This window comes from Celeribacter sp. SCSIO 80788 (genome assembly GCF_051054295.1).
GTDB lineage: Bacteria > Pseudomonadota > Alphaproteobacteria > Rhodobacterales > Rhodobacteraceae > Celeribacter.
The window spans coordinates 1678517-1696774 of sequence record NZ_CP150482.1; the positions used below are offsets into that span (position 1 = coordinate 1678517).

At 62.9% G+C, this 18258-nt stretch carries 15 protein-coding genes; 8 read left to right on the forward strand and 7 right to left on the reverse strand.

The window, feature by feature from the left end:
• Positions 1-20: 20 nt before the first annotated feature.
• Positions 21-755: a dienelactone hydrolase family protein gene (locus V1471_RS08400; RefSeq protein ID WP_434287974.1), complete on the forward strand. Its 735-nt coding sequence runs from the start codon at positions 21-23 to the stop codon at positions 753-755.
• Positions 756-764: 9 nt separating this feature from the next.
• Here the strand turns inward: V1471_RS08400 and V1471_RS08405 are convergent, their stop codons facing one another.
• On the reverse strand, positions 765-1181 hold the full coding sequence (locus tag V1471_RS08405; RefSeq protein ID WP_434287975.1) for a hypothetical protein: 417 nt from the start codon (positions 1179-1181) through the stop codon (positions 765-767).
• Positions 1182-1309: 128 nt separating this feature from the next.
• Here V1471_RS08405 and V1471_RS08410 point away from each other — a divergent pair, with 128 nt between their 5' ends.
• The 3 genes from V1471_RS08410 to V1471_RS08420 all read left to right on the forward strand — a co-directional run bounded on the left by V1471_RS08410 (position 1310) and on the right by V1471_RS08420 (position 7421).
• Positions 1310-2314: a hypothetical protein gene (locus V1471_RS08410; protein WP_434287976.1), complete on the forward strand. Its 1005-nt coding sequence runs from the start codon at positions 1310-1312 to the stop codon at positions 2312-2314.
• A gap of 172 nt (positions 2315-2486) precedes the next feature.
• A complete protein-coding gene (locus V1471_RS08415; RefSeq protein WP_434287978.1) occupies positions 2487-5381 on the forward strand; it encodes a hypothetical protein in 2895 nt (964 codons plus the stop codon).
• Between the two features lie 150 nt (positions 5382-5531).
• A complete protein-coding gene (locus tag V1471_RS08420; protein ID WP_434287979.1) occupies positions 5532-7421 on the forward strand; it encodes a monovalent cation:proton antiporter-2 (CPA2) family protein in 1890 nt (629 codons plus the stop codon).
• Between the two features lie 27 nt (positions 7422-7448).
• Here the strand turns inward: V1471_RS08420 and cobT are convergent, their stop codons facing one another.
• Positions 7449-8453 carry a nicotinate-nucleotide--dimethylbenzimidazole phosphoribosyltransferase gene (gene cobT, locus V1471_RS08425; RefSeq protein WP_434287980.1) on the reverse strand — a complete coding sequence of 335 codons (1005 nt, stop codon included), beginning with the start codon at positions 8451-8453 and terminating at the stop codon, positions 7449-7451.
• 85 nt (positions 8454-8538) lie between these two features.
• On the opposite strand from cobT, the gene cobS reads away from it, so the two are divergent.
• Together cobS and V1471_RS08435 are read left to right on the forward strand one after the other, a co-directional pair.
• On the forward strand, positions 8539-9291 hold the full coding sequence (gene cobS / locus V1471_RS08430; RefSeq protein ID WP_434287982.1) for an adenosylcobinamide-GDP ribazoletransferase: 753 nt from the start codon (positions 8539-8541) through the stop codon (positions 9289-9291).
• Positions 9292-9478: 187 nt separating this feature from the next.
• Positions 9479-11191 (forward strand): alpha/beta fold hydrolase, encoded by a 1713-nt coding sequence (locus tag V1471_RS08435; protein WP_434287983.1) that lies wholly within the window; start codon positions 9479-9481, stop codon positions 11189-11191.
• Between the two features lie 458 nt (positions 11192-11649).
• Here the strand turns inward: V1471_RS08435 and V1471_RS08440 are convergent, their stop codons facing one another.
• From V1471_RS08440 to V1471_RS08460, 5 genes are all read right to left on the reverse strand, one after another.
• Entirely contained in the window at positions 11650-12159 is a 510-nt protein-coding gene (locus tag V1471_RS08440) for a CarD family transcriptional regulator (RefSeq protein WP_434287985.1), read from the reverse strand.
• Between the two features lie 426 nt (positions 12160-12585).
• Positions 12586-12924, reverse strand: a complete 339-nt coding sequence (gene fdxA, locus V1471_RS08445; RefSeq protein ID WP_066705626.1) for a ferredoxin FdxA — start codon at positions 12922-12924, stop codon at positions 12586-12588.
• A gap of 53 nt (positions 12925-12977) precedes the next feature.
• Positions 12978-13358, reverse strand: coding sequence for an RNA-binding S4 domain-containing protein (locus V1471_RS08450; RefSeq protein WP_434287986.1), 381 nt, complete (start codon positions 13356-13358; stop codon positions 12978-12980).
• A 6-nt stretch (positions 13359-13364) separates the two neighbouring features.
• Positions 13365-16286, reverse strand: coding sequence for a helicase-related protein (locus V1471_RS08455; RefSeq protein WP_434287987.1), 2922 nt, complete (start codon positions 16284-16286; stop codon positions 13365-13367).
• A 35-nt stretch (positions 16287-16321) separates the two neighbouring features.
• Positions 16322-16891, reverse strand: coding sequence for a tetratricopeptide repeat protein (locus V1471_RS08460; protein WP_434287988.1), 570 nt, complete (start codon positions 16889-16891; stop codon positions 16322-16324).
• Positions 16892-16978: 87 nt separating this feature from the next.
• On the opposite strand from V1471_RS08460, the gene V1471_RS08465 reads away from it, so the two are divergent.
• Together V1471_RS08465 and V1471_RS08470 are read left to right on the forward strand one after the other, a co-directional pair.
• The gene (locus tag V1471_RS08465; protein WP_434287990.1) at positions 16979-17266 is read left to right on the forward strand and encodes an SCP2 sterol-binding domain-containing protein; all 288 of its coding nucleotides are present in this window, start codon (positions 16979-16981) and stop codon (positions 17264-17266) included.
• On the forward strand, positions 17263-18219 hold the full coding sequence (locus V1471_RS08470) for an alpha/beta fold hydrolase (protein WP_434287991.1): 957 nt from the start codon (positions 17263-17265) through the stop codon (positions 18217-18219). The genes V1471_RS08465 and V1471_RS08470 overlap by 4 nt, the downstream gene beginning before the upstream one ends.
• The last annotated feature ends 39 nt before the right edge of the window (positions 18220-18258 follow it).

Consider the following 18258-nt stretch of genomic DNA (forward strand, 5'->3'; position numbering starts at 1 on the left):
GCCACAGGAAAGGAACGGGCATGGATCTGCGCAGCTTGGAAATTCGCTACGACGGCGGCAAGGGCGACATCGGCGGCCCGTTCATCGGCACGCTGCACTGGGACGCCGAGCTTGAAGGCCCACGTCCCGGCGTGCTCGTCGCCCCGGCGTTTCGCGGTCGGGCGCAATTCGAAGAGCAACGCGCGCAGGAGCTAGCCGCTTTGGGCTATGTCGGCTTCGCCATCGACTATTACGGTCAGGGTTGGACCACCACCGATATGGCGGAGGCCCATGCCGCCAAAGCACGCCTCGATGCGGATCGGGCATTGCTTGCCGCACGCATGGTGGCCGCGTTCGAGACCCTGAAGGCGCAGGTTCTGGTGGATGCCGAGCGCACCGCCGCGATCGGCTATTGCCTTGGCGGCAAGGCCGTGCTCGATCTGGCGCGCGAGGGCGTCGACATTGGCGGTGTAGTGGCCTTTCACGGCATCCTCGACCGTGCCGAAAGCGCGCCGGATGTGACAATCCCCACCGAGGTGCTGGTGCTGCATGGCTGGGACGATCCACTGGCCAAACCCGAGAGCGTCGTGAGTTTCGGGCAGGAAATGTCCGAGCGCGGCGCCCGCTGGCAGCTCCATGCCTATGGCCACACCGGTCATTCCTTCACCAACCCGGCGGCCACACCCGGCGCACAACCGGGCTTTGGCTTTGACGTCAAAGCGACGGCGCGGAGCTGGCGCGCGATGGTGGATTTCATGGCGGAGATTTTCCGCTGAGGGTGGATTCTACTGAATCTCAATCGCGGCGCGCGCGTAATGCGCCTGTTCCGCCATGCCGTCATCGAAGATCACGTTGAGATCGACCGTCTCGACCGTACCCGGCGGGAAGCTCACCAGAATCGCGTCGAGCGTTTCCGCCTTGAGCGCATTGGGCTGGGCCGTGTCGAGATAACAGGGCTCCATCGCGAAAGGCACCATTTCGGCGCCGTTGACCGAATAGAAAATCTCGGTCAACCCACAGCGCCAGCTCAGGAGATTGGTGAAATACAACAGATCCTGCCCGTCATAAGTGCGCACCGCAAGCCATTGCGGCTTGGTCGCTTGCAGGATTGGCCGGACCTCAACGGCAGTGGTGAAATTCTCCGCCATAGCGCCCTGTGTGACAACACAAAGGCCCAAAACTCCGGCAATCGTGGATTTCATCGCTGTCATCCTCGGCAACATGGAAACAATCCTTTTACTTCGAGGGAATTAGCACCTTTTGATCAATAGTGATCCACCCTATAGTCACCCAAGATGTTCCTACGTGCTGTCCCGATCAGAGTTTTCCCATGACCAGTAAGCCTCAAAACGCCGTTCCGTTCAACGTTGTCGTCATCGGTCAGGACGGGCGGTTGATGTATGAGGCACTGTTGTTCGCCGCCTCGCTCCGGGCCTCCGACCCGGAATTCAAAGGCAAGCTGTTCATCGCCGAACCGCAACCCGGCGAGAAATGGTCGGACGATCCGCGGATGAAACAGACCGATCTTCTGGAAGCGTTCAAACGGCTCGACGCGGAAATCCTGCCTTTCGAGAACCGCCACTTCGGCCAGAGCTATCCCTATGGCAACAAGATCGAGGCGCTTCTTGCCCTGCCCGAAGACGAACCCTTCGTGTTCTTCGACAGCGACACGCTGATCACCGGTCCGCTCTCCTCCGTGCCCTTCGATTTCTCCCGCCCCTGCGCCTCGCTCAAAGTCGAAGGCACGTGGCCACAGATCGAACTGTACGGCCCGGGCTACACGGAGATCTGGAAATCGCTCTATGACCGCTTCGGCCTCGACTTCGAAAGCACGCTCGATCTCAGCCAGCCGGACGAATACTGGAAACGCTATCTCTATTTCAACGCCGGGTTCTTTTTCTACGAATGCCCGCGCAAATTCGGCCAGCGCTTCCTCGACTATGCGCTCGAAATTCGCGATACCCCGCCCAAGGCCGCAAGCCTTCAGGTCTTCGATCCCTGGCTCGATCAGGTCGCCCTGCCGCTGGTGATCCATTCCTTTGGCGGTGCGCGCCGGACCATTCCCGAGGACACGCTCGATGGCGCGATCTCCTGCCACTACCGCACTTTCCCGCTCCTGTTCGCCCGCGAAGACGACCGTGTGGTCGAAGTGCTGCGCGAGGTGACCCAGCCCAACTGGATCAAGAAGGTGCTCAAGGAATACGAACCGATCAAGCGCCTCGTCTATCAGCCCAAGGGCGAAAAGATCCGCGCCATGTTCGACCGCGACAACCTGCCCCGGCGCGAACAGATGATCCGCAACCAGATCAAGAAAGCCGGGTTGTGGATGCGCTGAACGCGCCTGCCGCCTAACGCAGCCGCCACACTCCGAAAACAGGTGTCCCCGGCAAGGTTCCGCCATTCGCACTGCCCGCGAGGTCGCAGTTGACCGGGTTTCCCTTTGCATGCCCCGCAAGCTGCGTTAGGGTGCGCCGTGACCCCGGGACCAGTCGAGCCAGCATACGGAAATGAAACCGAATTTTGCCCTGAATCTCAGCCATGACGGCATCATGCTTTTGCACCGCACCGCAAGCGGCTGGCTGGCGATGGGAGAGGTGGCGCTCGATGCCCCGGACATGGCGGCGGAACTGGCCGAATTGCGCAAGCTGGCAACCTCGGTCTCGACCGCCGGTCTCGCCACCAAACTGGTGATCCCGAACAGCCAGATTCTCTACCGCCGCCTGCCCGATCCCGGCCCGGAGACCCGCGACGCGGCGATCCGTGCGGCCCTCGACGGCGCGACGCCCTATACGCTCGAGCAACTGGTCTGGGACAGCACCATCTCGGACGGGATCTTGCAAATCGCCGTTCTGGCCCGTGAGACCCTCGACGAGGCGGAAAATTTCGCGATGGAACACCGGTTCAACCCGGTGTCCTTTATCGCCATCCCGGAGATCGACGATTTCGCGGGAGAGCCGTTCTTCGGCCGCGCCCGCAGCGCCGATGCGCTGATCGGGGCGGAGACCGTGGTGGAGCCGGACCGCGAGGCGATGCGCCTCTTGCCTCAACGCCCGATCCTGCCGTCCGAAGCCCCGGAAACGGCCCTGTCCCCCATTGCAGAAACCGCGACGCCCGAACCGGAGACTGAAGCGCCCGAGAACGCCGCCGATCTGCACGCCCCGCAGAGAACGACCGAGGAAACGACGACCGAGGTGAGCCCGGAGGCCCAATCCCCTGAGGCCCCGGAACAGCTTGAGCTGCTGCCCGACGCCGCACCCGCGACGGAACCCACACCAGTCGACACGCCCGCCGAGGACACCCCTGTCGAGGATGCCCCTGTCGAAGACAAAGCGGACGTACCCGCCGAAAACGACAGCTCCGGCGATCTCTCCGAGACGGCGCCCGTCTCCACATTCCACAGTCGTCGCGAGACCGGAGCTGATGCGGGCGAACCCCCGACCGAGCCCGCCGCCCCGCGCCTCTCGACCCGCCCCTCGCGCGTGCTGGCCGCCATGATCCCGGCGCAAGTCCCCCCCAAGGACTCCCCTGTCGCCGCAGAGGCATCGGCCAAACCGCTTGGCCCGGTCCACAAAGGGGACGAAGCGCCCAAAGAGCCCCCGCAAGACGACAAGTCGGCGTTGAAACCCGTCGAGCATCCGCATGTGGCCGTCACCTCCGGCGAGGTGCCCATCGACACGCCGAAAGAGCCCAAGCTGAAAGCCGCGCGCCCCGGCAAGGCAGATCCGCTGCCCGAGCCGCCCCCCATGCCCGCGCCGCGCGCCGCCAAACCGGACGCGAAAGCGCAAAAATCCCGTGAGAGATCGCGAGGCGGAGCAGCCCTCGGTGCGTTGAAATCCCTGTCGGCGCTTGCCCCGAAATCCGGCAACAAGGCGGCACAGAAAGACACACCCGCCATCGACATCGCAAAAGCGCCCATGCCAAAGGTCGCGCACGCCGCAGGCGAGGACATCATTCCGCTGTCGGATCGTGCCGCCGGTCTCGACCGGGTGGAAAACACCCTCGACGAGGCGGAGGCCCTGACCGTCTTCGGCGCACGGCGCCGCAGCCGGGAGGTTCGCAACAAGCCGCGTCATCTCGGGCTGATCCTGACCGGCGGGCTGGTCGCGCTCTTGCTGTTGGCTGGCCTCATCGCCGGGCTGTTGCCCGATGAGCCGCAATCCACCGATGTCTCCGCCGTGTCCGCCACGCAAGACAGCCCGACGGTGATCGCCGCGGACGACACCGCGGCGACCGACGCCACACCGACCGCGCTCGCCCCGGAACAGATGGGCGTGTCTGCGGAGGAGGAAGAACCCGAACTGACGCCGGAGCTTCTGGAGCAGGCCAGCGTGCCCGCCCCTCCTGCCGAAGACATCGCCAACGAAACGCTCGACATGGAGGCCTTGGCCGCAAGCTATGCCGCGACCGGCATCTGGCCGCTCGCCCCCGAAGCGGACACGGGAGAGAGTGCCGAGGACGATCTCGACACGCTTTACACAGCCTCGATCGACCACGCGATCGCGTCGCAGGATGCCGTCGCTCTGCCCGAAGCTGCACGCCATATCGGCGAGGCCGCGCCGCGCGCCGCCCTGCCCCCGGCACCTCTGGGCACACGCTACGATTACGACGAGGACGGCTTTATCCGCGCCACGCCCGAGGGCACCGTGACGCCCGACGGTGCCGTCGTCTATGCCGGTCGCCCGCAGGCCACGTCGAAACCGCGTCCTGGCAGCGCCGTGGACGACGCGGTCGAAGCCGCCCTTGCCCCACCCGTGATCAATGAAAACGATCCGGTGCGGCTGTCGCTGGCGAAATTCCAGCCGAAACTGCGTCCCGACACGCTGGTCGAGAACAACGAGAAGGCCAATCTCGGCGGGTTGACCCGTGTCGAGCTGGGCCGGATTGCGCCGCGTCTGCGCCCGGCCTCGGCTCAGGAACTCGCTCAGGAGATGGCCCAGGAGGATGCGGAGGCCGCAGGCGAAACCGAAGCGGCGCGCACCGCGCCCGCAGTCACCGCATCGCTCGTGCCGAAAGCCCGACCACAGGATTTCGACAAGCTCGCCTCCGCCGCCCGCACCGCCGAAGCTGCGGCGGCCGCCGCCGCAGATGCCGGGACGACCAGCACTTCGAATGCGGAGAAAGTCACCGCCCAGGTGCCCGCGACCACCATTCCACAGGCTGGCCCCGCCAATGTCGCCCGCGCCGCGACGGTCAACAACGCGATCAACCTGCGCAAACTGAACCTGATGGGGGTTTACGGCTCGAGCTCGGACCGCCGCGCTCTGGTCCGGCTGCCATCGGGGCGCTTCGCCAAGGTCAAAGTGGGCGACAAGCTTGACGGCGGACGGGTGCAATCCATTGGCGCCGACAACCTCACCTATGTGAAGAACGGCCGCGCGGTCACGCTCGAGATCGGCGGCTGAGGCCCGCACGACCTTGTTCACCTCTCCGCTTGCGGAAATTTTCGCCGACCACTTGTCGGGCGCTGCGAAGGCTTTACCTCTGCGAAATGAAACGCGACTATGCCATAAGAAGTTTCTTAGGCTCATTTGTCCCCTGAGAAAGGACCCTTCATGGACGGCGCCCTGACACAAGCCGTGATCTATCTTGCCGCCATGGTCGTGGCCGTGCCTCTGGCGCGGCGGCTCGGGCTCGGGTCCGTGCTGGGCTATCTGCTGGCGGGCATGGCGATCGGGCCGCTCTTTGGCATGATCCAGCATTCGGAAAGCGCCGACCTGCTGCATTTCGCCGAGTTCGGTGTGGTGATGATGCTGTTCCTGATCGGGCTGGAACTCGACCCGCGTGCGCTTTGGGAGATGCGGCACAAGTTGCTGGGTCTGGGCGGGCTTCAGATCACTGTGACGGCGGCGGCGATCATGGGGGTTGCGATCTGGGCCGGGCAGAGCTGGCAGACCGGACTGGCGCTCGGTATGATCCTGTCGCTGTCCTCGACCGCCGTGGTGCTTCAGACGCTGTCGGAGAAAAAGCTGATCCACACCGGCGGCGGACGCGCGAGTTTTTCCGTGCTTCTGACCCAGGACATCGCGGTGATCCCCATGCTGGCGATCATGCCGCTTCTGGCGACCGGATCGAAACTTTCGCTCAACCCGGACGGCTCGATCAACCGCGGCACCGACGCTGCGCATGGCACCGCAGCGCATGGTGCCTCGCTGGTGGCGGGGCTGCCCGGTTGGGGCGTCACTCTGGTGACGCTCGGAGCCGTGGCGGCGATCATCCTTGCGGGCGTGTTCCTCACCCGACCGCTGTTCCGCTACATCCATTCCGCCAACATGCGCGAGATTTACACCGCCGTCTCGCTTCTGATCGTCATCGGGATCGCGCTTCTGATGAACGCGGTCGGCCTGTCCCCCGCGCTCGGCACCTTCCTCGCGGGGGTGGTTCTGGCCAACTCCGAATTCCGCCACGAGCTCGAAAGCTCGATCGAGCCGTTCAAGGGGCTTCTACTCGGCCTGTTCTTCATCGCCGTCGGTGCCGGGATCAATTTCACCGTGCTGTTCCGCGACCCTCTGACCATCGTCGGATTGACCGTTGCTCTGATGATCCTGAAGGGGCTGATCCTTTACGTCATCGGGCGGATTTTCAAACTGCACAAACGGGCGCAATGGCTGTTCACCCTGTCGCTGGCACAGGCCGGGGAATTCGGCATGGTGCTGACCACGTTTTCGCTCCAGCAAGGCGTTCTGAGTTCCTATCTTGGCGAGCGGGTGCTTCTGGTCATCGCCCTGTCGCTGCTGTTCACGCCGCTGTTCTTCATGCTGCACGATTACCTGCGCGCGAAACTCTCCGAACGGATGGAGGACCAGCCCGCCGACGAAATCGACGACCAGCAAAAGATCATCATCGCCGGTCTCGGACGCTTCGGACAAGTGGTCAACCGTCTGGTGCAGGCCTCGGGCTTTCAGACCACCGTCCTCGATCACGATCTGAAAACCATTCAGCTCATGCGCAAATTCGGCTTCAAGGGCTTCTTCGGCGACCCGACCCGACCCGAATTGCTCCATGCCGCAGGCATCGACAGCGCGCGCATTCTGGTGATCTCTCTCGACGACCCCGCCGCCGCCACGCAATTGGTGAAATACGCCCGCTCGCTGCGCGACGATCTGTTCATCATCGTGCGCGCCCGCGACCGTGTGCATGTCTATGAGCTCTACAAGGCAGGCGCCGACAAGATCGTCCGCGAGATGTTCGACAGTTCCCTGCGCGCCGGGCGCTATGTGCTCGAGGAAATGGGCTTTTCGGAATATGACGCGGCAATGACCGAACAGGCCTATTACCAGCATGACCGTGAAAGCATGCGGGTGCTGGCGGAGCTTTGGGAACCCAATGTCCCCGTGTCGGAAAACCCCGCCTATATCGAGCGTGCCAAAATGCTCGACAAGGATTTCGAGGCAGCACTGGTCACCCAGCTCGATCAGAACCGAAAGAAGAACAGCGCGGCCTGACCGCGCCGTTCCTGACGGCTCAGGACCTCACTTGTCCGACACGCCCGCCTCGGCAAAGGTCGCCATGCCCGACAGGCAGGCGACCGCCGCCTTCACCAGCGGCATGGCAAGCCCAGCACCGGAGCCTTCGCCAAGGCGCAGCCCCATGGACAAAAGCGGCTCTTTGCCGATTGCCCGCAGCACTGCCGGATGCGCAGCCTCTGCGGACACATGCCCCGCAATGCAATGATCGAGTGAGCCGGGCACGGCTTTCTCAAGGGTCGCCGCCGCCGCACAGCAGATGAACCCGTCGAGAATGACCGGAATGCGCAGCATCCGCGCCCGCGCGATGCCGCCCGCCATGGCCGCCACTTCGCGCCCGCCAAGAGACGCAAGGATCTCAAGCGGTGCTTTGCCGCCATGAAGCGCTACACCGGCGGCACAGACCTCTTCCTTGATCTTCAGCCCGGCGTCATCGACCCCGGTGCCGCGCCCGACCCAATCGGCCGCCGTGCCGCCGAACAGCGCATTTGCAATCGCCGCCGCCGAGGTGGTGTTACCGATGCCCATTTCGCCGACGACCAACAGGTCGGACTCCGGGTTCACCGCCTCCCAGCCGACCTTGAGTGCAGCCACGCACTCCATCTCACTCATCGCAGGAGCTTCTGTGAAATCCGTCGTCGGGCGATCCAGTTCGATCGGATGGATCGACATGATCGCGCCCGCGTTGCGCGCCAGCTGGTTGATCGCCGCGCCGCCATGTTCGAAATTCGCTACCATCTGCACCGTGACCTCCGCCGGGAAGGCCGACACACCGCGCGCCGTCACACCGTGATTGCCCGCGAAAATCGCCACCTGCGGCTGGCTGACCCGAGGCCGCGCTTCCCCGCGCCAAGCGGCATACCAGATGCCAATCTCCTCAAGCCGCCCGAGCGAGCCCGCCGGTTTCGTCAGCTGGCCGTTGCGCGCCTCCGCCCCGGCTTTTGCCTCATGATCCGGCCCCGGTGCCGCTTTCAGAAGCGCTTCGAACCCTGCAAGATCGGAAAATGCCATGCCTCAACTCTCCCTCATTGTCTTTGAGTCCCCGACCTTCTATCCCCTGAGAGAGACCGAGGACAGGTCCGATTGCGAGGATGCCATGACCCGCCGTTTCCGCCCCGAAGCCACCGACATCGCCACCGCTCTGGCGCTTTTGACCCGCATCCCGGTGCGTGCGGGCTTTGCGCGCAGCGCCGAGGCCGCCTGGGCCTTTCCCCTCGCGGGTCTCGCCGTCGGGCTCGTGGCGGGCGCTGTCGCCACCATTGCCGGATGGCTCGGGCTCGGCGCGGGCCTGATCGCCGGATTTGCCCTCGCCGCGCTGGTCATCACCACGGGCGCAATGCACGAAGACGGGCTTGCGGATTGCGCCGACGGGTTCTGGGGCGGGTTCGAACGTATCCGCCGCCTCGAGATCATGCGCGACAGCCGCATCGGCGCCTATGGCGTGATCGCACTCATCCTCGCGCTCCTCTTGCGCTTTACCGCGCTCTCCACGCTCGCGCATGACGACCTGATCGTCACTGCAACAATCGCAGCCGCAATGCTGTCACGCGCCGCCCTGCCCTATCTCATGGTGCTGATGCCGCCTGCGCGCAAAGATGGCCTCTCGGTCACAACCGGTCGCCCACCGCGCGATGCCGCCTCCTTGGGCGCTGTCGTGGCCTTCCTGCTGTCCTGGCTGGTGGTGGGGTTCGTACCCACCGTCGTCGCAGCCTCCGCCATCGTTGGGACCGCCTATCTCACCTCGCGCATCGCCACGGCCAAAATCGGCGGACAGACCGGCGATGTGCTGGGCGCAACGCAACTCCTCGGCGAAATCGCCGCGCTCACCGTCTTCGCCACGCTCGCCTGAACCACCGTCCAACGCGACCCGGTGATCAGCAATGAGGCACTGCGCGGCGCAGAGGTGAGGCAAACCTTACTTCCCGACGGGGAAAATCGCACGGCTTTTCCCAGCCGATCAAAAAACGCTTCCCTAACGTCATCGAACGCGCAAGCCTTGTGCCAGAACCAGACACCGCAAACCGCACAGGGTCACGATGAACGACACCCGCATGCCGCCGCCGGACGACATCCTGTCCGTGATCTATGATGTGGCGCTCTCGCCCGAGTGCTACGACCGGCTCTTGCCGCATATGGATCGCGAGGACATCCGCACGGCCCTGCCGGAGCATCATCTGGTGACCCATTTCCATCGCGCCGAAGAAATCCTCGAACGCAGCGGCCTCGGTCAGCGCTCAGATGACATCTCCGCCCTCATGACCCGCTTTGCTCAGTCTACTGCCATTCTGGTCAACGCCCGGCTCGAAGTGCTGGCCATGAACGGCCCGGCAGACCAGCTCTTCGGCATCGCTCCCGGCGGTACGCTCGGACAGGCCTACCTGCCCGAAGACACCTGCGGCACCCTGATCGCGCAAGTCAAAAAGCAATTCTCACAACGCGAGATCCGGGCGGAAAGCTCGGAGGCTCTGCTGGAATTACATCAGGCTGGACTGTCGCGTCCCGCGCTCCTGAAACTGCACGTCGAAAGCCTGCCCCGCATCGGTCGGGTGGTGCTGATCCTGTCCTCCGAACTGATCTGGCCCGAAGGTTTCGAAGCTGTTCTCTCCTCCGCCTTCGGTCTGACCCCGGCGGAAAACGCGGTGATCCGCCGCCTGATCGCCTCCGAGAACATTCAGGAGATCGCCATCGCACGCGGTCGCTCCGTCGACACGATCCGCACTCAGGTCAAGACCATCCTCGGCAAGACCGACACCCGGTCCCAGGCCGAATTGATCCGCCTCGTGCTGATGATGATGCATATGGCCACCGCCCCCGACACCCGGCAGAGCCGACGCGACACGACGGCCGAGGCGGAGACGGCGATCTGGCACCCGCTGCGGCTTTCGGACGGGCGGCGCATGGCCTATCGCAGCTTTGGCGATCCGAACGGGCGTCCTGTTGTGGTCTGGCCGATGGATTACGGTTTTACCCGCTGGCCCGATCGCGCAGAAACCCGCGCCCGCGCTCTGGGTCTGCGGGTGATCCTGCCTTTGCGCGGCGGCTATGGTCGCTCCGACCCTCCGCCCCAGCGGGGTCTGCTGTCGGAGCATTTCGCCCGCGATGTCGCCGAGCTGATGCGCCATCTCGGGATCGGTCCCTGCCCGCATCTGGCGCTTGGTGTCGATGTCATGTTCGCGGCACGCTTTGCCGCCCTGTTCCCGGAACTGATCTCCGGTGTGGTGGGCTGTGGTGCCGTCTTCCCTGTGACCGATCCCGCTCAAATCCGCTGCATGGACAAATGGCACCGCATGATCCTCGCCACCGCGCGCAACACGCCGCGTCTGCTGCCGTTTTTGATCAAGGCCGGATTCGCGCTGGCGCTGAAATCCGGCAAAGACGCCTTCATGCGCAACATCTTCTCCGATGCGCCGGGCGATCTGGCCCTGCTCGACGATCCCGACACCCGCGCGGCCCTGTTCGAAGGCACGCATTTCACCCTGTCGAAAGACCACAACGCCGCCGAGATTTTCACCCGCACCACAATCGAACAGATGACGCGGGACTGGCGCGGCGATCTCGATGCTATGGCTCGGGCGCTGCCGGTGCATATGTTGCAAGGCACTGAAGATACCGAAATTCCGCCCGACATGCTCGCCCGTCATGCCGCAGACTATCCCGGCATTCGTATTCACGTGTGTCAGGGGGCCGGTCGTTTTGTGTTTTTCGGCCATTGGACAACCGCACTTGATCTTCTCTATGAGCTTGCCTGAGCCCGATCCCGTCGTTTCGTGACCGGTTTACCCCATCTGGGGAATGTGGCCCGTTCCGGAAGCACATAGACATAGACCCACGGGCCGTTCGGGCATGGAGGCAAGGGTACGAGTGTTTTTGAGTTTTATGTTTCACCTCCCCAACGGACGAACCGTGGCGCGGCTCCTGTGATCGGTGAAAAGCCTCGCTTTTCATCGATTTCCGCAGGACTGGGCCGAGCTTGCGTCTCAAGGCGCACATCACCCTGATGAGAACCAGGACGGTGGGGGGGGGCCATACCGCCTGGAGCACCGGGACAAAAGCTCCGCAAACCTGACAGGCCCTGTGCCCTTCCTGATGTCAGGCGAAACGCTGTCACCTTTTCGGGTGACAGCGTTTTTGTCCGCGCCCCCCCAAAGCAAAACCGCCGCGAGGTCTCCCTCCCGGCGGTCTTTATTGCATCTGAAATACTCAGAGATCAGGCGGCGCGGCTCACCAGAACGTCGTCCACCTTCTTCTGGGCTTCGGTCTCGTTGGTGCCCGACACGGCAGCCACTTCGCGGGTCAGACGGTCGAGGGCGGCCTCGTAAAGCTGACGCTCGGAATAGCTCTGCTCGCGCTGGTCGTCGGTACGGTGCAGGTCGCGCACCACTTCGGCGATGGCAATCAGATCGCCGGAGTTGATCTTTTGCTCATACTCCTGCGCACGGCGCGACCACATGGCGCGTTTGACCTTGGCCTTGCCTTTCAGGGTCTTCATCGCGTCCTGAACCACATCGGGGGTCGAAAGCGAGCGCAGCCCGGATTCAACGGCCTTGTTGGTCGGCACGCGGAGCGTCATCTTGTCTTTCTCGAAAGCGATGACGAAAAGTTCGAGGGACATGCCCGCGATTTCCTGTTCCTCGATCGACATGATCTGGCCAACACCATGGGCCGGGTAAACAACGAAATCGTTGGGGCGGAATTCGGATTTCTTGGTCTTGCTCATTTGCAGGTTTTTTCCTCAGACGGGACCGTTCTTACCATCGAAGCACTCGCTTCCCCGTCTACACTCCCCGTCCGGCACACACAAAAGCCTTTGGACGATGCCCCTTTGCGCGGTTCAAAGCGCTTGGAGGCGGAGTATGAGGCGCGAAAAACTCAATCCCCTAAAAAAGCGTCGCTTCGGGGGTTGAGGTCGATATGCCCTGTCATGGTTTCCCCTTGATACCACAAAAACCGGCCCAAAGAAAGCATTGCGCGCGTTTAGCCCCAAAATCCCGCGTACTTCCCCCCGTTTTTCAGGAGGTTACATGAGATTCCAAGGTGTTGATGACCGTTTACACACTGCGCACGCGTGACAAAGGGGCCCGAGAACCCCCTGTTCAACCTGCGAATCATCTCTGCATCTGCAAAGTGACAATACAAATCCGGATCAGGAGCCTTCGCCCGGCGCTTCGGAAAAGTATTTGTCGAGCTTGCCCTCTTCACCGTCCTTGTCCTCATACCCCGGCATCGGGTCTTTCTTCTCGAGGATCACCGGCCAAAGTTCGGCGTATTTGCGGTTCAGTTCGACCCATTTTTCCATGTCCGGCTCAGTGTCCGGGCGGATCGCGTCGGCCGGGCATTCCGGTTCGCAGACGCCGCAGTCGATGCATTCGTCGGGATGGATCACCAGCATGTTCTCGCCCTCGTAGAAACAATCCACGGGGCAGACTTCCACGCAATCGGTGTATTTGCAGGCGATGCAGTTATCAATCACGACGTAGGTCATTGCGGCTCATCCAAATCTGACTCTGTCCGCACTTGCTAGCCCCAAGCGCGCCATCATTCAAGCATGTCGGGGCGCGAAAGGTCCGTCATGCGACGATCTTTCTTGGTTGGGCGACCTTTTCCCTCAAACCGTGGCACAGACGGAACAGGGTCCTTCGGAGCCACGGGCGGGCTCAGGTCTTCATAGAGGGTTTGCGCCTCTGGGGCCGGACCGCGCCGCGTACCGCAGGCCACAAGTCGGATCACCCGAATGTGGTGACCCTGCGGAAAGGTCAAAACATCCCCCGCGCCCACAGAGGTCGCCGCCTTGGCCACTTTGGAGGAATTGACCCGCACATGACCGCCGGTGACGGTTTTCGTCGCCAGACCGCGGGTTTTGAAAAAGCGGGCATACCAAAGCCACTTGTCGAGGCGAATGGTCTCCCGCTTTTCCATAGGGACTTACTTCTTGTCCTTCAGCGCCATCAGCGCCGCGAACGGGTTGTCCGGGTCGATGGCTTTTTCTTTCTTCGGCGGACGGGCAGAGAAGGTTTTCGGCTGGTTGCCACCATCGCGGCCCCCGTCGCGGCCATCACGGCCTCCGTCACGGCGCGGTTTGCCGCCCTTCTTACCTTGCGGCTTGCCGCCGCCCTTTTTGCCCAGCGGACGCTCGCCACCAGCATTCTCGCCCTGCGCGCCACGGCGCGGGCCGCGGTTTGCGTTGCGATTGCCGCCACGGTTGCCACCCCAGGTGAAAGTGTAGAACTCTTCGGTCTCTTCCTCGACGACACCGGCATCCACCGCCACGCCTTCGGGCAGTTCGGTTTCGTCGAACTCAGAGGCTTCGTCCTCGGCAGGCACCGGCTGGGCAAACTCGGCCGACGGCGCTTCGCCCTCGTCCGGGAGATCGGCGGCAATGCCCGACAGATCGGCGGCCTCTGGGACCTCCGGTTCGCCTGCGGGCATCGCGTCGTCGGAGATCACCTGATCCACCGTCTTCATTTTGACCCGCTCGGATTTGTCGGCCTTATAGCCCAGACCTTCCATCAGATCGGCAAATTGTTCCAGCGTCATGCCAGTGATCGACAGCATGTCCGGGTTCGCCTCAAAGCCTGCGCGGCTGTCCTGCGAGCGCAGAAGATCGGCAAGGCGTTCGAGCATGTCGATCCGGATCGCGCGTTGGCCCGAAAGGCGGTAGCCCGACATGGTATAATAGCCATCCGGCGCATGATCGGCGGCGGGAATGGTCACCAGACCCGGCGGCGGCGCATCGGGGAATTCGTCGAATTTCGCGTTCAACGCCCAAAGCAACAGACGCAAGCGCGTCGGCGCGGGTTTCAGCAGCAGCGGCATGAAGATCGTGTACTGACCGAAGCGCACGCCATGTTTGCGCAGCGCGCCACGAGCGTCTTGATCCAGCTCTTTGACCTCCTGCGCAATCTGCTCGCGCGGGATCACGCCGAGGTTCTCAACCAGACGGAAGGCAAAGCCACGGGCCAGACCGGTCAGCGTTTCGTCGCGCGACATGTTCAGAAGCGGCTCGAACAGGGTCGCCACCTTGCGGTCGATAAAATGCTGCAACCGGCGCTGGACCTTCTCGGCCACATCCGTTGCCACAGCGTCGTCCACAAAGGCCACGGCGCGCGGTTTGAGCGCATCGTCGCCGGGCACGAGTTTGCCCACGGCATGCTCACCCCACATCAGACCGCCCTGATCGGTGAAATCCATCTCCGTATCGGGGGCGTTGTAGAACCGGTCCGCGCGCAGGTTAAATTCCGGCGCAAGTGCGGCCATGGCGGCAGCGGCGAGGGTCTTCGCCTCATCCGGAGTTGCGGCTTTATCTTGCATAAAGCGGAACCCCTCAAGACGGCCGACGAATTCGCCTTCAACCGTCACTTCACCCTTGTCGTTCACGTCGGCCACAAGGCCCTCCTTCTGTTTGAGCCGCCGAAGGAGCACACTCGTCCGCCGGTCCACAAATCTTTGCGTCAGCGCGCCATGCAGCGCATCCGACAATCGGTCTTCTACAGCGCGGGTTGCCTCACGCCAATGGCTTTCGTCATCAACCCAGTTTTCGCGCTGCGCAACATAGGTCCAAGTGCGGATATAGGCGAGTCTTTTAGACAGAGTGTCGATATTGCCCTCGGTCCGGTCAATGCGTTTGACCTGTGTGGCCAGCCAATCGTCGGGAACCCGCCCATATTCATGTAAAAATTCAAAAATCCGCTCAAGAAGCGACGTGTGTTCGCCATGGCTGATTCCCCGAAAATCGGGAATGCGGCACACGTCCCACAAAAGTTTCGTATCCCGCGCCGTGCGCAGCCGGGGGCGCACGGTTTTCAGCGTCGAGAGTGTCTTGAGCGCCTGAAGATCGTCCGCCTCCCGCGCCTTGACCAAAGCCGGATCGGAGGGGGCCATTTCGAGCGAGGCAATCAGACGATCGGGAGAGCCGAATTCCAGCCGCGGATTGCGCCAGTTGAGTTTCTTTTGCGGGGTGAACCGGTGCTCCTCGATGGCCTCGATCACCTCGGCGTCAAACGGCTCCGCCTCGCCCGTTACGCCAAAGGTGCCATCGGTCTGATACCGCCCTGCCCGGCCCGCGATCTGCGCCAGCTCGTTGGGCATGAGATAGCGCATCCGGCGCCCGTCGAACTTGATCGTCGAAGAAAACGCCACATGGGTGACGTCGAGATTGAGCCCCATGCCGATGGCATCCGTCGCGACGAGGTAGTCCACATCGCCGTTCTGATACATCTCCACCTGCGCATTGCGGGTCCGGGGGGACAAAGCCCCCATAACCACCGCCGCACCGCCTTTTTGACGGCGCAGGAGCTCCGCGATGGCATAGACATCATCAACCGAAAACCCGACAATCGCGGCCCGCGCAGGCATTCGACTTATCTTTTTCGAACCTGAATAGGTCAGACGTGAGAATCTCTCCCGCCGCATGAACTGCGCCTTGGGCACCAACTGCGCAATCACCGAGCGCATGGAATCGGAGCCCATGAACAGGGTCTCGTGCAGGCCACGGGCATGCAGCAAACGGTCGGTGAACACATGCCCGCGCTCAGGATCGGCGCAGAGCTGGATCTCGTCAATCGCGAGAAAATCCGCCCCCATGCCGGTGGGCATCGCCTCGACGGTACAGACCCAATATTGCGTGCGCGGCGGCACGATGCGCTCTTCGCCCGTCACCAGCGCCACAACGGAGGGCCCGCGTGCCGCGACGATCCGGTCGTACACTTCGCGCGCCAAAAGACGCAGAGGCAGGCCGATCACACCCGTGCGGTGCGCCAACATGCGTTCGATGGCGTAATGCGTTTTGCCTGTGTTGGTCGGGCCTAAAACTGCCGTGATCCGGCCGCCGCCCATCGCGTCCCCCATCGGGTCTCGTCCTGTCTTGTCGTTTGAGGGTGAACTTAGAGCGCCACGCCGCCGAGCGCCAGTTCAAGCCGCGCAATGCGGTCGGACAGGCCCTCCATATTCGGATGAATCTCTTCGATTTTATGCAGCACGGCGAGCGCCTGTGCCTCATCCCCGGTTTCTTCGAGAATCAGCGACAGGCCCGAGAGCGCCCCGAAATGCCGTGGCTCGCGGCTGAGAACCTCGCCGATGTCCTGAAGCGCCGGTCCGTACAGCCCCGCCATGAAATAGGCCGTGGCGCGCGCGTTATAGGCTTCGGTAAACTCCGGGGCATGATCCACAAGTGCCGTTAGATGACCGATGGCGCCCTGAATATCGCCCGCCTCCATCGCCATACGCCCGCGTTCCAGGAGCAAATCCATGGCATCCGAACCGGAGCGCGACAGTTCAAGCGCGATTTCCTGCTCGATCCGGGAGGCATCATAGGGATCGGCTTCGGACAGCTCGCCAAAGAGAGTGTCGAGACGCGCCGCATCCGCAGCAAAAGCACCAGAATGACCGACCCCGGCTCCGAAAAAGAGCCAGAACGCAACGGCACATTTGAGAAACTGTCGTAATCTCTTCATAACAATCTGGATTGTAGCTTTCTGGGCCCCATGTTCATAGTCACAATGTGGCGACAGGGCGCGCCCCAGACAACCGGAGGAAGACAAATGAGCGACATCATCACCAAGGCCGTGGAAGCCCTGTCCGAGAAAATCGACGGCTTTACCGCAGGCGTTGCGAAATTCGTGATCGAAGGCGAAGGCGCCATCGTGGTCGATGCGGACGGCGTGCGCGCCTCCGATGACGCGGCCGATGTGACGCTGACCGCCGATCTCGAAACCTTTCAGGGCATGATGGAAGGCGACGTCAACCCGACGGCGGCCTTCATGCAGGGCAAACTGTCGATCGACGGCGACATGGGTCTTGCCATGCAGCTCGGCTCCGCGCTGTCGTGACCCACGAACGCGCACCCTATTATGCCGAACTGGCCGACGGGCCGGACCATGGCGAGGCCTATTGGCTGACCGCTTCGGACGGGGTGCGCATTCGCGTCGGGCTTTGGCCGCATGAGGGCGCGAAGGGCACGGTGTTCATCCTGCCCGGGCGCACCGAATGCATTGAGAAATACGGTCGCGGCGCGGCGGATCTCGCCGCCCGTGGCTTTGCCAGCCTCGCTATCGACTGGCGCGGGCAAGGCATTGCCGAGCGTCTTTTGAAAGACCGCCGCATCGGCCATGTCGAGGATTTCGCCGATTACCAGAAAGACCTCGACGCGGTGATCGCACTCGTCGAAAATCTGGCCGAAGAGAAAGCCATGCCGAAACCATGGTTCCTCATCGGGCATTCCATGGGCGGGGCCATTGGCGTGCGCGCTCTGATCGAGGGCAAGCCCTTCAAGGCCGCCGGATTTTCCGCGCCGATGTGGGGCATCGGTCTCTCGCCGATCCAGAAACTTCTGGTGCGCTTCGTCTCTCCGGTGTTTCACGCTCTCGGTCTGCAAAACCTGCGCGCGCCGGGCACCAAACCCGAGAGCTACATGGTCTGGCACGGGTTCAAGGACAACCTGCTGACCTCGGATCGCGAGATGTTCGATTACATGACCCGGCAGGTGGTGGAAAAACCCGACCTCTCGCTGGGCGGGCCATCGTCGCATTGGGTCACCGAGGCCATCGCGGAAAACGACTGGGCCTTCGATCACCAGATGCCCGACGTGCCGGTCCTTTGTTTTCTCGGTCTCGACGAGAAAATCGTCAACACCCAGGCCGTGCGCGATTTCGCGGCGCGCTGGCGCTCCTGCGAGTTGATCGAAGTGGCGGGCGGGCGGCACGAGATCCCGATGGAAAGCCCGGCGATCCGCAAACACTTCTACGACCATCTGGCCGCACTTTTTTCCGAGCAATGCACCTGAAACGGGACGGAAACGTGCCTGATCCTTTGCATCCGCCGC

Excerpts from the sequence above, each read along its gene's own strand:
- cobT (WP_434287980.1), bottom strand. The coding sequence starts at position 8,453 with ATGGCATTTTCCGATCTTGCAGGGTTCGAAGCGCTTCTGAAAGCGGCA.
- V1471_RS08435 (WP_434287983.1), top strand. The coding sequence starts at position 9,479 with ATGAACGACACCCGCATGCCGCCGCCGGACGACATCCTGTCCGTGATC.
- V1471_RS08460 (WP_434287988.1), bottom strand. The coding sequence starts at position 16,891 with ATGAAGAGATTACGACAGTTTCTCAAATGTGCCGTTGCGTTCTGGCTC.
- V1471_RS08415 (WP_434287978.1), top strand. The coding sequence starts at position 2,487 with ATGAAACCGAATTTTGCCCTGAATCTCAGCCATGACGGCATCATGCTT.
- fdxA (WP_066705626.1), bottom strand. The coding sequence starts at position 12,924 with ATGACCTACGTCGTGATTGATAACTGCATCGCCTGCAAATACACCGAT.
- V1471_RS08410 (WP_434287976.1), top strand. The coding sequence starts at position 1,310 with ATGACCAGTAAGCCTCAAAACGCCGTTCCGTTCAACGTTGTCGTCATC.
- V1471_RS08405 (WP_434287975.1), bottom strand. The coding sequence starts at position 1,181 with ATGAAATCCACGATTGCCGGAGTTTTGGGCCTTTGTGTTGTCACACAG.
- V1471_RS08400 (WP_434287974.1), top strand. The coding sequence starts at position 21 with ATGGATCTGCGCAGCTTGGAAATTCGCTACGACGGCGGCAAGGGCGAC.
- cobS (WP_434287982.1), top strand. The coding sequence starts at position 8,539 with ATGACCCGCCGTTTCCGCCCCGAAGCCACCGACATCGCCACCGCTCTG.
- V1471_RS08420 (WP_434287979.1), top strand. The coding sequence starts at position 5,532 with ATGGACGGCGCCCTGACACAAGCCGTGATCTATCTTGCCGCCATGGTC.
- V1471_RS08465 (WP_434287990.1), top strand. The coding sequence starts at position 16,979 with ATGAGCGACATCATCACCAAGGCCGTGGAAGCCCTGTCCGAGAAAATC.
- V1471_RS08455 (WP_434287987.1), bottom strand. The coding sequence starts at position 16,286 with ATGGGGGACGCGATGGGCGGCGGCCGGATCACGGCAGTTTTAGGCCCG.
- V1471_RS08450 (WP_434287986.1), bottom strand. The coding sequence starts at position 13,358 with ATGGAAAAGCGGGAGACCATTCGCCTCGACAAGTGGCTTTGGTATGCC.
- V1471_RS08440 (WP_434287985.1), bottom strand. The coding sequence starts at position 12,159 with ATGAGCAAGACCAAGAAATCCGAATTCCGCCCCAACGATTTCGTTGTT.